The sequence below is a fragment of the Pseudomonas sp. FP2338 genome (assembly GCF_030687515.1).
Classification (GTDB): domain Bacteria; phylum Pseudomonadota; class Gammaproteobacteria; order Pseudomonadales; family Pseudomonadaceae; genus Aquipseudomonas; species Aquipseudomonas salomonii.
The window spans coordinates 5,598,354-5,611,528 of the sequence record NZ_CP117436.1 but is presented as its reverse complement, the minus strand read 5'-3'; the positions used below and the strand labels follow the sequence as shown (position 1 = coordinate 5,611,528).

Genomic DNA, 13,175 nt, shown 5'->3' with positions numbered 1-13,175 from the left:
AGGGGGCATGCCCATTGGTTCCTAGCGCTGTGCATCGGGTGCCATGCTATAGTTCGCGCCCTCTTTTATATCCCCGATGTGTTGTTCGCCCACCATGACCAAACGTGAAGCTCCAATCTACAAGGTGATTTTCCTCAACCAGGGCCAGGTGTTCGAAATGTACGCCAAGCAGATCTATCAAAGTGATCTGTGGGGCTTCCTGGAAGTGGAAGAGTTCGTCTTTGGCGAGCGCACCCAATTGGTCGTCGACCCGGGCGAAGAAAAACTCAAGGCGCAATTTGAAGGCGTGGTGCGCAGCTTTGTGCCGATGCATTCGATTGTGCGCATTGATGAAGTCGAGCGCCTGGGCACGCCGAAGATCAGCGAAGCGCGCGGCACCAGCAATGTGATGCCGTTTCCGATGCCCATGCCGGAAAAGTAACACTGCGCTTGTGATGTGATTTTGTAAGACGCTTCTGAAACTTTTCAGTCTCGGTTGACGACTTGACAGAAAAATAGCAGTTTGTGCCCATGCAGAGAGGACGCCATGAGCACATCCATAAAAAAATCCCTCGAACAACAGTTGTCATCCAGGTCCCAGGCTTATCGAACGCTGGCGGCCTATATCCTGGCGAACCTCAAAGACCTGCCGTTCGAGAATTCGGCGCAGGTGGCGCACAAGCTCCAGATCAGCGAGTCCACCGTCGGCCGATTCTGCCGGGCGTTGGGCTACAAGCATTTCAAAGACCTTAAACACGAACTCAAAGACGACCTGGGTGACAGCCCATGGCTGATCGGCGACCGGCTGCGCGCGTTCCAGGCAGAAGGCGATGCAAACCCGCTGGCCAACAGCCTGCAACTGGAGATCGCGGCGTTGGTGCGGGTTTATGAGTACACCCGCACCGAGCCTTGGCGCGTGGTGACAGCAAGGCTGGCGCAAAGCCCGCAGGTTTTTGTCGCCGGTTTCGGCACCGAGCGGGGCATCGCCTGCTCCATTGTCCACATGTTGCAATACCTGCGTACAGGCGTGCATCTGGTGGATGGTGCGTCAGGGCATTTCGGCGAGGTGTTGCTGGCGCCGTCTGCCGATTCAATGCTGATCGTCTATGAAGCGCGACGCCATTCCCGCCAGTCTTTACTGCTATGCCAAGCGGCACGCAAACGCGGCATTGCGGTCACGCTGATAACCGACAACTTTTGTGAGTGGGCTGAGCAAAACGCCAACGAAGTGTTTAGGGTGTCCACCGAGTTTGATTTGTTATGGGACTCGACGGCCACCATGTTATCGATGACTCACTTGTTGATTAACGATATGTCGAAACAACTTGGGCCAGAAATGGAAGAGCACTTGAATGCGATCGCCCAGTTGCATCAGGCGTTTGTGGGATACACCCAGAGTTGACCGCTTACGTGTTATTTAAATAACACTTTTTATTTAACTGTCATTAGCGAACTTGTTGGTTCGGGAGTAGCCCTGTGCGCGATCCTCGGTATGACATTCTTTTTGAACCGGTACACATTGGGCCGGTTCGCACCCGTAATCGCTTTTACCAAGTGCCGCACTGTAATGGCATGGGCCATGTGCACCCCTCGGCCATGGCCGCCATGCGCGGGGTTAAAGCCGAGGGGGGTTGGGGGGTGGTGTGTACGGAAGAGTGCGAGATCAGCCCGCTGAGCGAGTTTTCGCCCTACATAGAGGCGCGCTTATGGGATGAGCGCGACATCCCGGCGCTGGCGAAAATGTGTGAGGCCGTCCATCTGCATGGGTCATTGGCCGGCGTCGAACTCGCGTTCAACGGCTATTCGGCGCCCAACCGCTATAGCCGCGAAATCCCCTGGGCGCCGTCCAATACGCCGGTGCGTGGTTATGACCCGGTGCAAGCCCGGGCCATGAGCCGTGCCGATATCAAGCAACTGCGCCAGATGCATCGCGCTGCTGCGTTACGGGCACGCCAGGCGGGTTTCGACATTATCTACGTGTATGCCGGCCACGACCTTGGCCTGCCGTTCCACTTTCTGACCCCACGCAATAACCGGCGCACCGATGAGTACGGTGGGGTGTTGGAGAATCGTGTACGGCTGTTGCGTGAGTTGATTGAAGATACCCGCGATGCGGTGGGTGATCGTTGCGCAGTCGCCGTGCGGCTGGCAGTGGATGAACAGGTCGCTGGCGGGCTGGCCTGCGAGGGCGAAGGCCGCGAGATTTTTTCGCTGTTGGCGGAGCTGCCGGACCTGTGGGATGTCAACGTTGCCGACTGGTCCAACGACAGCGTGACCTCGCGGTTTGCCCCTGAAGGTTTTCAAGAGGCGTTCCTGCTCGGGCTCAAAGCGCTGACCACCAAGCCGGTGGTGGGCGTGGGCCGGTTTACCTCACCGGACACCATGGTCTCATTGGTGCGTCGAGGCGTGTTGGACCTGATCGGCGCTGCCCGTCCCTCAATTGCCGATCCCTTCTTGCCAAAGAAGATAGAGGAAGGGCGTCTGGAGCAGATTCGCGAATGTATCGGCTGCAACGTCTGTGTCAGTGGTGACCACACCAGCACCCCGCTGCGCTGCACGCAAAACCCCACCCTGGGTGAAGAATGGCGGCGCGGCTGGCACCCCGAGTCGACGCCCCGTGCGCATAACCCCGCGCGCGCCCTGGTGGTCGGGGCAGGGCCTGCCGGCCTTGAATGCGCGCGGATACTGGGCGCGCGGGGCATGGAGGTGGCGCTGGTCGAAGGCACTCGCACGCTGGGCGGGCGTGTGTCTCTTGAAGCCAGGCTGCCTGGGTTGGCGAGTTGGGCACGGGTGCTCGACTACCGGCTGGACGCCCTCGGCCGATTGCCTTCAGTAGAGATATATCGAGAAAGTCAGCTACAAGCCCAGGACGTGTTGGACTTCGCTGCCGCCCACGTTTTTATCGCTACCGGTTCGCGCTGGCGCACCGATGGTCTGGGGCGTGCATTGCGCCAGGCCTTGCCGGGTTTGGAACATCTGCCGGTATTGACCCCGGATGATCTGCTGGCCGGAACAGTCCCTGCTTCACCGGTGCTGCTGTTCGATGATGACCACTACTACATGGGCAGTGTGTTGGCAGAGCAGTTGGTAGCGCAGGGCGTGGAGGTGATCTTTGTCACCCCGGCGCCGGATGTAGCGACCTGGACCCATAACACGCTTGAACAACACCGCATCCAGCGTCGCCTGCTGGAACTCAATGTCACGATCATCGCCTCCCACTCGCTAGCGGCGGTGACGCCTGAAGGTGCGGTTGCCAGGTGTATGTACACCGGCCGGCCAAGGTTCATTCCCGTGGCGTCCTTGTTGCTGGTGACCTCCCGTGAGCCTGAGCAAGGCCTGTACCAGGCACTCAACGAGGCAACTGAGCAACGCGTTGAGGCGGGTATTGAATCGGTCGCATTGGTGGGGGACTGCCTGGCGCCTGGAACCATTGCGGCCGCCGTGTATTCAGGGCATCGGCTGGCGCGTGAGTTTGATGCGCCCGCCGGCTCGTTGGTCATGCGGCGCGAAATTGCGCATTTAGAGGTGTTGTAACGTCCTGCTGTGCAAACAATAACAAGGAATAAAATAATGAAAAAATTAGTGCTCATGTTATCGGTGTTGGCCTTCGTAGTAGTGAGCAACTCGGTGTCCGCTAACAACTATGGCGTCATACGCTTTGGTGCCGACCCTAACTACGCCCCTTTTGCCTATAAAGACAATACCGGTACTTTAGTCGGTTTCGAGATTGATATCGGCAACGCCATCTGCGCGCATTTGAAGGTGCGCTGCCAATGGGTAGAAAGCGACTTTGATGGCCTGGTTCCCAGCCTCAGGGCCGGCAAGATCGACGCCATACTGGCGTCGGTAACCGTGACCGAAGCGCGGCGCAAGATCATCGACTTCTCTTCGGAAGTTTTCTCCAGCCCCTCCGCCATGGTGTTCAAGGCCGGCACCGACCTTGGCGACGCCAAGGGCAAGTCCGTGGGGTATTTGCAGGGCAGTACTCAGGAAGCCTACGCCAAGCGCGTGTTGGCCCCTAAGGGCATGAAAGTGGTGGCCTACGCCGATCAGGAACAGGTTTACGCCGACCTCGTGGCGGGTCGGCTTAACGCTTCGTTGCAGGACGCCCAACAGGCGCAAAGTGGCTTTTTGCGTTCGCCCCAAGGTGCAGGTTTCGAATTGGGCAAGGTCATAGAAAGCGAGCTGATGCCTTCCATGAGCGCCATTGGCATCGCCAAGGGCAATCAAGTGCTGAAGACCCTGCTGGATCAGGGCCTGGCAGCGCTGCATGCCGATGGCACCTATGCTCGCCTGCAAGAACAGTATTTCCCAGGCGTCGACATGTTCAGCGGCAACTGACCGCCCGCCATCATCGTTGGAGGGCCTCGTCATGCTGGAGAACGTTGCGCGCTTTGTCGCGACCCTGGAGGGTTTTGCGCCGTTACTGTTGCAAGGCGTATGGGTGACCCTGAAGCTGGCACTGTTATCGCTGTTGCTGGGGCTGATCTTCGGCCTGCTCGGGGCGGGTGCCAAGCTGTCACGCGTCAGGGCTTGGCGTGTTTCAGCACAGGTCTACACCACCTTGATCCGTGGGGTGCCGGACCTTGTGTTGATGCTGCTGATCTTTTACGGCGTGCAAACCGCTGTGAGCCGTCTGACGGCCGTGATGGGCTGGGCCTACCTCGAAATTGACCCTTTGACTGCGGGCGTACTGACGCTGGGGTTTATCTACGGTGCTTATTTTACCGAGACCTTTCGTGGCGCATTGTTGGCGGTGCCACGTGGGCAGGCACAGGCGGCCAAAGCGCTGGGTATGAAGCCCAGCCAAAGCTTCATCTACATAACCTTTGCGCAGATGATGCGCTTCGCCTTGCCGGGGCTTGGCAATAACTGGATGGTCTTGCTCAAGGCTACCGCGTTGGTGTCGATTATTGGTTTGGCAGACTTGGTCAAGGTGGCTCAGGTGGCTGGCAAAAGCAGCCAGCAGCTATTGAGCTTTCTATTACTGGCGGGCTTTATTTATCTGCTCCTCAGCAGCGCCTCCAATGCGGTGCTGCGCTGGCTTGAGCGCCGTTATGGCGGTGCAGGGCAGGAGGCGCAGCGATGATTGAACTGATACAGGAATATTGGCGGCCGTTTCTCTATTCCGACGGTCAGCAAATCACCGGCCTGGCCATGACGCTGTGGCTCACCAGTGCTTCGTTATGCCTTGGGCTGCTAGCGGCGTTGCCGTTGTCCATTGCCCGGGTTTCAACCCGCTCGTGGGTACGTTGGCCGGTGCAGGGCTTTACTTATCTGTTTCGGGGAACGCCGCTCTATGTCCAGTTACTGGTCTTTTACACCGGTATATACAGCCTGGCGGCTGTACGCGAACAGCCGCTTCTGGACGCTTTTTTCCGTGATGCGCTTAACTGCACACTGCTGGCCTTTGCCCTTAACACGGGCGCCTACACCACAGAAATCCTCGCCGGTGCTATCCGCTCCATGCCGCGCGGTGAAGTAGAGGCTGCAAGGGCGTTAGGGTTCGACGGCTGGAAGCTCTACACCTATCTGATCATGCCGTCGGCCCTGCGCCGCTCATTGCCGTACTACAGCAATGAGGTGATTTTCATGCTGCACTCCACCACGTTGGCGTTCACCGCCACGGTCCCCGATGTGCTGAAAGTGGCCAGGGATGCCAATGCCGCGACCTTTCTGACGTTCGAGTCCTTCGGTATCGCCGCGGCTATTTATCTATGCATCACCTTCGCTCTGGTCGGCCTTTTTCACTTGGCCGAGAAGCGTTGGCTGAGATTTCTTGACCCAAGCCGATAGGAGGTCGCCATGTATGAATCTGTGCATCAATTGCCAGCAACCGTGCCGGGTACGACGCGGCAGATCCATAGTTTTCACTACGGCCCGGCCAATGGCGTGGGCAAAGTCTATATCCAGTCTTCCCTGCATGCAGATGAACTGCCGGGGATGTTGGTGGTGTGGCATCTCAAGCTAAGGTTGTTGCGATTGGAGGCTGCGGGTCTATTGCGCGGTCAGGTGGTGTTGGTGCCGGTGGCCAACCCCATGGGGCTGGAGCAAGTGTTGATGGATGTGCCTCAAGGCCGTTTCGATTACGACAGCCGGGAGAACTTCAATCGGCACTTCCTTGATGTCAGCCGGCAGGTGGGTGATGCCGTCGAGGCACGGCTGACCGATGACCCCGAGGAAAACTTGCGGTTGATTCGTTCGGTGCTGGTTCGCGTGCTCGCCAGCCAAGTGCCCGCCAACCAGGTTCAGGCCATGCGCCTGACGCTTCAGCGCCTGGCCTGCGATGCCGATATCGTGCTCGACTTGCATTGTGATTTCGAGGCCGTGCAGCATCTGTATTTGTCGCCGGTTTGCTGGCCACAAGTGGAACCCCTGGCCCGTTACCTGGGGGCACAAGCGTGCTTTATGGCGACAGACGCCGGTGGGCAGTCCTTCGATGAGTGCTTCAGCTTGTTTTGGCAGCAGATAGAGGCGCGCTTCCCGCAACGTGTGGCGCCGCCCGGTTTTGCCGTGACGCTGGAGCTGCGAGGTGTGGCCGACGTGAGTTATGAGCTGGCCGAACAGGATTGCCAGGGTTTGATTGACTACCTTACGCACGCGGGCGTCATCGAGGGCCAGGCACCTGAGCTGCCGCCATTATTAAACCCGCCCACGCCGCTGGCCGGCGTTGAGCCCGTTGTCAGCCCAGTGGGCGGGTTGATCGTGTTTTGTGCACAGGTCGGGGATTACTTAAGCGCGGGTCAAGTCGTGGCACACATCATTGACCCGATCAGCGACAGCGTGACGGCCATTGCCTGTACTCGGGGAGGTTTGCTGTATGTGCGATCACTAAGGCGCATGGCCACTAGCGGCATGACGATTGCGCATGTCGCCGGTGCAGAGGCTTTCCGGCAGGGCTACCTGTTGTCGCCCTGAGGCGCGATTGGGTCGGGCAGGGGCGAGAAGGGCGAACGCCCATCGGCACTCTGTAATTCCTGCAGGTAATTGCGGAAGATCTGGCCCAGTACCTGGGTGGCCACTTCCAGTTCATCGCGCTGCATGTGCTCGGCGACTTCGTCGGCCGTGTCCAGTGCGTCTTCGGCGCCGTTGACCGCCGCCATTTTCAGCACGATGTAAGCCTGAACGTTATTGGCCGGCACGCCTTCGCCTTTGAAGAACATGTTGCCCAGCTGGAATTGCGCCTGGGCATGGCCCTGCAACGAAGCCTTTTCGAAGTAGCTCAGGGCTTTGTTGAGGTCGCGGGCCGGGTTTTTGTCGTCGTGGAAGTACTCGCCCAACTCGTATTGCGCCTGCGCATCCCCACCGTCGGCCTGTTTCTGGCACGCGCTCAGCGCTTCGGCCTGGCTGTCTGGCTGGGTATTGAGGGTGCAACGACCCATCGCTGGGATTAACAACGAGTTGCCGCCTGCCTGGGCATGTGCCAGCAGCGGCTGAAGGAGCAACAGGCAGCCCAGAACCAGGGTGCGGCCGGTGCGTTTCATGGGAATCGACTTACCTCTGACGGGGCACGCGGACCCTCGGGGGAGTCCAATAAGCGCGCATTATGAAATAAGCAGGCCCCTGCTTACAAAGTCTTTACTCGTTTTTCTGCTGCGTAGGCAAGTTATCTGCCGGATTGCAGGTGATTTCTCGAAAAAAGCAGGAAATCTCTGTAGGCAAAGTAGCAAATCTGACGCTGCGAGGGGCAACGTCAGATGTGTGTGTCCCTTACTTCGGGGCTTGCTTCAGCGCGGCAAAAGCGCGCTCGGCAGCATCCAGGGTCAACTTCAACTCGGCTTCGCCATGGGCGATCGAGGTGAAACCCGCTTCAAAAGCGCTCGGTGCCAGGTAAACGCCGCCTTCGAGCATCAAGTGGAAGAAGCGCTTGAACAGGTCGGCATCGCTGCCCATCACGTCATCAAAGGTAACGATATCGTCAGCGCCGCTGAAATACAGGCCGAACATGCCACCCGCTTGCGTGGTCACGAACGGGATGCCAGCGGCATCGGCGCGCTGTTGCAGGCCATCGAGCAGGCGGGTGGTGTAGTCGGTCAGCTCGGCGTGGAAACCCGGACGGCTGATCAGGCGCAGGGTGGTCAGGCCGGCAGCCATGGCCAACGGGTTACCCGACAAGGTGCCCGCCTGGTACACCGGGCCCAGCGGCGCGATGTGCTGCATGATTTCGCGTTTGCCACCGAAGCAGCCCACGGGCATACCGCCGCCGATGATCTTGCCGAAGGTGCTCAGGTCCGGCGTGACGCCGTAGTAAGCCTGGGCGCCGCCGAGGGCCACGCGGAAACCGGTCATCACTTCGTCGAAAATCAGCACCACGCCGTGCTTGTCGCACTGTTCGCGCAAACCTTCCAGGAAACCCGGTGCCGGTGGCACGCAGTTCATGTTGCCGGCTACCGGCTCGACGATGATGCACGCCACGTCCTGGCCCACTTCGCTGAGCATCTGCTCAACGGCCGCAATGTCGTTGAACGGCAGGGTCAGGGTGTGTTTGGCAAACGCGGCCGGCACACCGGCCGAGCTTGGCACGCCTTGGGTCAGCAGGCCGGAACCGGCTTTTACCAGCAGGCTGTCGGAGTGGCCGTGGTAGCAGCCTTCAAATTTGATGATGCTGTCGCGACCGGTGAAACCACGGGCCAGGCGGATTGCACTCATGGTGGCTTCGGTGCCGGAGCTGACCATGCGCACCATTTCCATCGACGGCACGATTGAGCACACCAGGTCCGCCATCTCGGTTTCCATGGCGGTTGGCGCACCATAGGAGAGGCCGTGTTGCAGCTGCTGGCGCACGGCGTCGAGCACGTCAGGGTGGCTGTGGCCGAGGATCATCGGCCCCCAGGAACCTACGTAGTCAACATAGCGCTTGTCATCTTCGTCGGTGACGTAGGCGCCTTCGGCATGCTTGAAGAACAACGGTGTGCCGCCGACGCTCTTGAACGCACGCACGGGGGAGTTCACACCGCCGGGGATGTGTTTCTGGGCATTGGCAAACAGGGTTTCGGAACGGGACATGATCGGGCTCTCTACACTTAAACTTTAAGAAGGTCGTTGAAGGCGCGGGCGCGGCGCGTGACTTCCTGGGTGCTGTCGGCACCGAAGAGGCCGTGTACCACGGCGAGCAGGTCGGCACCGTGGGCCACCAAGGGTTCGGCGTTCTCCAGGGTGACGCCGCCGATCACGCAGATCGGCAACTGCAGGCGCGTGCGGGCCTGGGCCAGCATGTCGAGCGTGGCGGCCGGCGCGCCGGGCTTGGTGTTGGAATTGAAAAAGCGACCGAAGGCGACGTAGCTCGCGCCCTCCTTGGCGGCCTGCTCGGCCAGTTCGATCTGGCTGTGGCAGGTGGCGCCGATGATGGCTTTGGAACCGAGCAATGCACGGGCCGGGGTCAGTGGGCCGTCGGTCTGGCCCAGGTGCACGCCGACGCCGAGGCGCGCGGCCAACTCGGCGTCATCATTGATAATCAGCTGGGTCTTGTAGCGTGAGCACAGCTCGCGCAGCTTCTCGGCCTCACGCAGGCGCCGGGCTTCGTCGCTGCTTTTGTCGCGGTACTGCAACAGGGTCACGCCACCGTCCAGCGCCGCTTCGACGTAGGCAAGGAATTTGCCGGCCAACAGTTGGCTGTCGGTAATGGCGTAAAGGCCACGTAGTTTCATCGAGCAGGCCTCTTGTGCGGTTAAGAGCAGAAATCCAGCGGCAAACGGCGCGGCACGAACTGGCCCTGGCCGAGTTGTTCGGCATCACGCAAGGTGCGCCAAGTGTAGTTGAGCGCCGATTGCACCGCGCTGGCCAAGCTTTCTCCCTGGGCGATCCTGCCGGCCAAGGCGCTGGCCAGCGTGCAACCCGAACCGTGATAGCTGCCGGGCAGGCGCTGGCAGGTAAAGGTATGGCGCGTGCCGTCGCGGTTGTACAGGCGGTTGTGCACTTCATGCTCGTCGCCGTGGCCACCGGTGATCAGCAGATGCTTTACAAACGGCAGCAGCTTCTCGGCGCATTCGTCCGCCGTACCCTCGGGCAATTCGGCGAGGATGCGCGCTTCCGGCAGGTTCGGCGTGGCGATCAGCGACAGCGGCAACAGCCGCTCACGCATGGCATAGCCGACTTCGTCCTTGCCCAGGCTGCCGCCACCACCGGCACGCAGCACCGGGTCGCAGACCACTGGCAGGTGCGGGTGCGCCTGCAGCAGTTCGACCACGGTGTCGACCATCGCGGTGGAACCGAGCATGCCCAACTTCACCGCCGCGACTTCGGAGTCGCTGAGCACGGCATTGGCCTGGGCCAGCACCCACTCGCGGTCGAGCACGCGGAAATCGCTGACATTGACGGTGTTCTGCACGGTCAAGGCGGTGACGGCCGGAGCCGCATGACAGCCTTGCGCAAGCAGGGCTTCGATATCTGCCTGCAAGCCGGCGCCACCACTGGGGTCGTGGCCGGAGAGACAGAGGACAACAGGGCGAGAGCTGTAGATATTCATGGTGCGCGAGCTTACCACCAATCGCTTTTTGCGTGGCTGTTGGGCGAGCGGGGAATTTCACCCTGTGTTTATGGCTGTTGGTTCACCATTTTTATTCGTTTATATGCCTGAAAGTGCTGTTCTAGAGCCTTTCAAAAAATTATTTCAATGGTGTCCAATGGCCTCTAGCGGCTATGCTAAAGTGGATCCAAACAACTTAATGTATCGCCGGTATACGTCTACTCAAAAGGAATGGGGGCTTTTGACATAACCGGACAGGCCACGCTGGGGCTCTATGCGCTATTTGCTGATCTTTTTATTGTGCGGGCTGCCGATGCTCGCCAGCGCCATCGAGTTCAACCCGGACACTCGAAGCCTGCCGCTGGGCCGCGTCATGCAAGTACTCGAAGACCCAACCGACGCCCTCACCATCTCCGATGTCAGTGCTCCCGCCTACGCCGCTCAATTCAAAACCCATGACAAAGCCACCCTCAACGCCGGCTATTCGCGCTCGGTGTTCTGGCTCAAGGTCGACCTGCATTACACCGCCACTGACCCCCGAGCCCCGCGCACCTGGTTTCTGGAGTTGGCGTACCCGCCGCTGAACGAACTCGACCTTTACCAGCGCGACAGCACCGGCATTTATCGCCTGACTAGCCGCACGGGCAGCAGCCTGGCGTTTTCCAGCCGTGAAGTGCGCCAGGCCAACTACCTGTTCAAGCTCAACTTCGTGCCCGACCAGCAGCAAACCGTGTACCTGCGCCTGCAAAGCCAAGGCTCGATCCAGGCACCGCTGACGCTCTGGTCCGCCACCGCGTACATGGAGCAGCAGCCACTGCGCCTGTATGTGTTGGGGGCGATCTATGGTGTGTTGCTCGGGATGCTGGTCTACAACTTGTTCATCTATTTGAGCGTGCGCGACACCAGCTACCTGTATTACATCCTTTATATCGCCTCGTTTGGCCTGTACCAACTGTCGGTCAACGGCGTAGCGGTGGAGTATTTCTGGCCGAACAACCCATGGTGGGCGAACGCGGCGGTGCCGTTCCTGATTGGTTCGGCGGCGTTGTTCGGCAGCTTGTTCGCGCGCAGTTTCCTGCACACCGCGCAGCACAGCCGCTGGCTCGATCGGGTTTTACTGGCGCTGGCAGCGGCCGGCGCGTTGGTCATGGTGCTGGCGCTGCTGACCAGCTACGCCGTGGCCCTGCGTCTGGCCACGGGGTTGGCGCTGGTGTTTACCGTGACCATCTTTGTGGCCGCCATCAAGGCCTGGTATTGCGGCCAGCGCATGGCGCGTTACTTCATCATCGCCTGGTCGGCATTCCTGCTGGGCGGGGTAGTCAACACTCTGATGGTGTTGGGCTACCTGCCGAATATGTTCCTCACCATGTACGCCAGCCAGCTCGGCTCGGCCATCGAAGTGGCGCTGTTGTCCCTGGCCCTGGCGGACCGCATCAACGGCATGCGCGAGCAACAGGCGCAGATCCTGTTTGACGCCAGCCAGAAGCTTGAAGTGCTCAATCAGCAATTGGCACGCAGTAACCGCCTTAAAGATGAGTTCCTCGCCACGCTGACCCACGAGTTGCGCACCCCAATGAACGGTGTGATCGGCTCGTTGGAGCTGATGCAAACCGTGCCGCTGGACGACGACCTTGCCCAATACCAGCAAACCGCCGCCGGTTCTGCGCGGGACATGATGCGCATGGTCAACGGCATTCTCACCCTGACCGAATTGCAAGCCGGGCGCCTCACCGCCCAGCCCCAGGTCTTCAGCCTGCGCGGCACCCTCGACACCTTGCGCCAGCAATTCACCGCCAGCGCCCAGAACAAAGGCCTGGAGTTTTCCATTGACGTGGCCGATGAACTGCCGGACCGGGTGATTGGCGATGCCGACAAACTCACTCAGTGCCTGGACTGCCTGCTCGACAATGCCTTCAAGTTCACCCACGAAGGCGCGGTGCGCGTGCGTGTGGTAGGTGTGCCCCACAGTGACGGCGAGCTGCGCCTGAGCTTTATTGTGACCGACAGCGGCATCGGCTTCGCTTTTCTCGATGAGGCCACGCTGTATCAGCGCTTCTTCCAGGTCGACGGTTCGATGACCCGCGAATACGGCGGCCTGGGCATCGGCCTGGCGATTTGCCGGCAGCTGATAGAACTGCTCGGTGGGCGTTTGACCCATCATTCCGAACTCAGTAAGGGCAGCCGCTTCCAGTTGGACATGAGCGTCAACGCGGTGCCGCCCGAGCCCAAGCCCGCAACGCACAAGCCCCATGCGCAACGAGCGCCCCAGCAGTGCACGGTGCTGTTGGTGGACGACAACAGCGTCGGCCAATTGGCGGTACGCGGCATGCTGCTTAAACTGGGTTACCGGGTGAAAACCGTGGATAACGGCCCGGCCGCCTTGGCGCTCTTGCAGGACGATACGTTTGAAGCGGTGCTGCTGGATGTGTCTGAAGGCGGCTTCTCGTTGTGCTGTCAGATTCGTGCACTACCCGGCTGCGGCGAACTGCCGGTGATTGCCCTGAGCACCTCGCTGCACGCCCCGGATCGCGAACGCTGCCATGGGGTCGGCATCACTGATCGCCTCAGTAAACCCGTGCGTTTCGAGGCGCTGCAAACGGTGCTGGAGCGGCGCCTGTTGTGCCCGTTAGAGGGCGAAAGCGCCGAACAATAGGCGGGTATGCCACTTTTTTAAGCCCGATGACGGTGCTTAACTGAAATTCAGGCCTCAACTGCACGTGGCCTATTTTCC

General features: G+C 60.0%; 12 protein-coding genes. 8 read left to right on the top strand and 4 right to left on the bottom strand.

What is annotated here, in order from left to right:
- Nucleotides 1-94: 94 nt before the first annotated feature.
- From PSH96_RS25365 to PSH96_RS25335, 7 genes are all read left to right on the top strand, one after another.
- On the top strand, nt 95-421 hold the full coding sequence (locus PSH96_RS25365; protein WP_003194436.1) for a DUF1820 family protein: 327 nt from the start codon (nt 95-97) through the stop codon (nt 419-421).
- A gap of 105 nt (nt 422-526) precedes the next feature.
- Nucleotides 527-1,381, top strand: a complete 855-nt coding sequence (locus PSH96_RS25360; protein WP_305455956.1) for a MurR/RpiR family transcriptional regulator — start codon at nt 527-529, stop codon at nt 1,379-1,381.
- A gap of 74 nt (nt 1,382-1,455) precedes the next feature.
- Nucleotides 1,456-3,513: an FAD-dependent oxidoreductase gene (locus PSH96_RS25355; RefSeq protein ID WP_305455954.1), complete on the top strand. Its 2,058-nt coding sequence runs from the start codon at nt 1,456-1,458 to the stop codon at nt 3,511-3,513.
- 36 nt (nt 3,514-3,549) lie between these two features.
- The gene (locus PSH96_RS25350; RefSeq protein WP_305455951.1) at nt 3,550-4,320 is read left to right on the top strand and encodes a transporter substrate-binding domain-containing protein; all 771 of its coding nucleotides are present in this window, start codon (nt 3,550-3,552) and stop codon (nt 4,318-4,320) included.
- A gap of 31 nt (nt 4,321-4,351) precedes the next feature.
- The gene (locus PSH96_RS25345; RefSeq protein WP_305455949.1) at nt 4,352-5,068 is read left to right on the top strand and encodes an ABC transporter permease; all 717 of its coding nucleotides are present in this window, start codon (nt 4,352-4,354) and stop codon (nt 5,066-5,068) included.
- Nucleotides 5,065-5,775, top strand: coding sequence for an ABC transporter permease (locus PSH96_RS25340; protein WP_305455948.1), 711 nt, complete (start codon nt 5,065-5,067; stop codon nt 5,773-5,775). The genes PSH96_RS25345 and PSH96_RS25340 overlap by 4 nt, the downstream gene beginning before the upstream one ends.
- A 9-nt stretch (nt 5,776-5,784) precedes the next feature.
- Nucleotides 5,785-6,897, top strand: coding sequence for a succinylglutamate desuccinylase/aspartoacylase family protein (locus PSH96_RS25335; protein WP_305455946.1), 1,113 nt, complete (start codon nt 5,785-5,787; stop codon nt 6,895-6,897).
- Here PSH96_RS25335 and PSH96_RS25330 read toward each other — a convergent pair.
- From PSH96_RS25330 to PSH96_RS25315, 4 genes are all read right to left on the bottom strand, one after another.
- Nucleotides 6,879-7,463, bottom strand: a complete 585-nt coding sequence (locus PSH96_RS25330; protein ID WP_056861983.1) for a tetratricopeptide repeat protein — start codon at nt 7,461-7,463, stop codon at nt 6,879-6,881. The genes PSH96_RS25335 and PSH96_RS25330 overlap by 19 nt on opposite strands.
- Nucleotides 7,464-7,689: 226 nt before the next feature.
- Nucleotides 7,690-8,985, bottom strand: coding sequence for a glutamate-1-semialdehyde 2,1-aminomutase (hemL, locus tag PSH96_RS25325; protein ID WP_058420184.1), 1,296 nt, complete (start codon nt 8,983-8,985; stop codon nt 7,690-7,692).
- 17 nt (nt 8,986-9,002) lie between these two features.
- Nucleotides 9,003-9,626 (bottom strand): thiamine phosphate synthase, encoded by a 624-nt coding sequence (gene thiE, locus PSH96_RS25320; RefSeq protein WP_305455943.1) that lies wholly within the window; start codon nt 9,624-9,626, stop codon nt 9,003-9,005.
- 20 nt (nt 9,627-9,646) lie between these two features.
- Complete coding sequence (locus PSH96_RS25315; RefSeq protein WP_305455942.1) at nt 9,647-10,444, bottom strand: hydroxymethylpyrimidine/phosphomethylpyrimidine kinase; 798 nt, start codon at nt 10,442-10,444, stop codon at nt 9,647-9,649.
- Between the two features lie 274 nt (nt 10,445-10,718).
- Between PSH96_RS25315 and PSH96_RS25310 the strand changes: the two genes are divergently transcribed.
- On the top strand, nt 10,719-13,097 hold the full coding sequence (locus tag PSH96_RS25310) for a hybrid sensor histidine kinase/response regulator (RefSeq protein WP_305455941.1): 2,379 nt from the start codon (nt 10,719-10,721) through the stop codon (nt 13,095-13,097).
- Nucleotides 13,098-13,175: the final 78 nt, after the last annotated feature.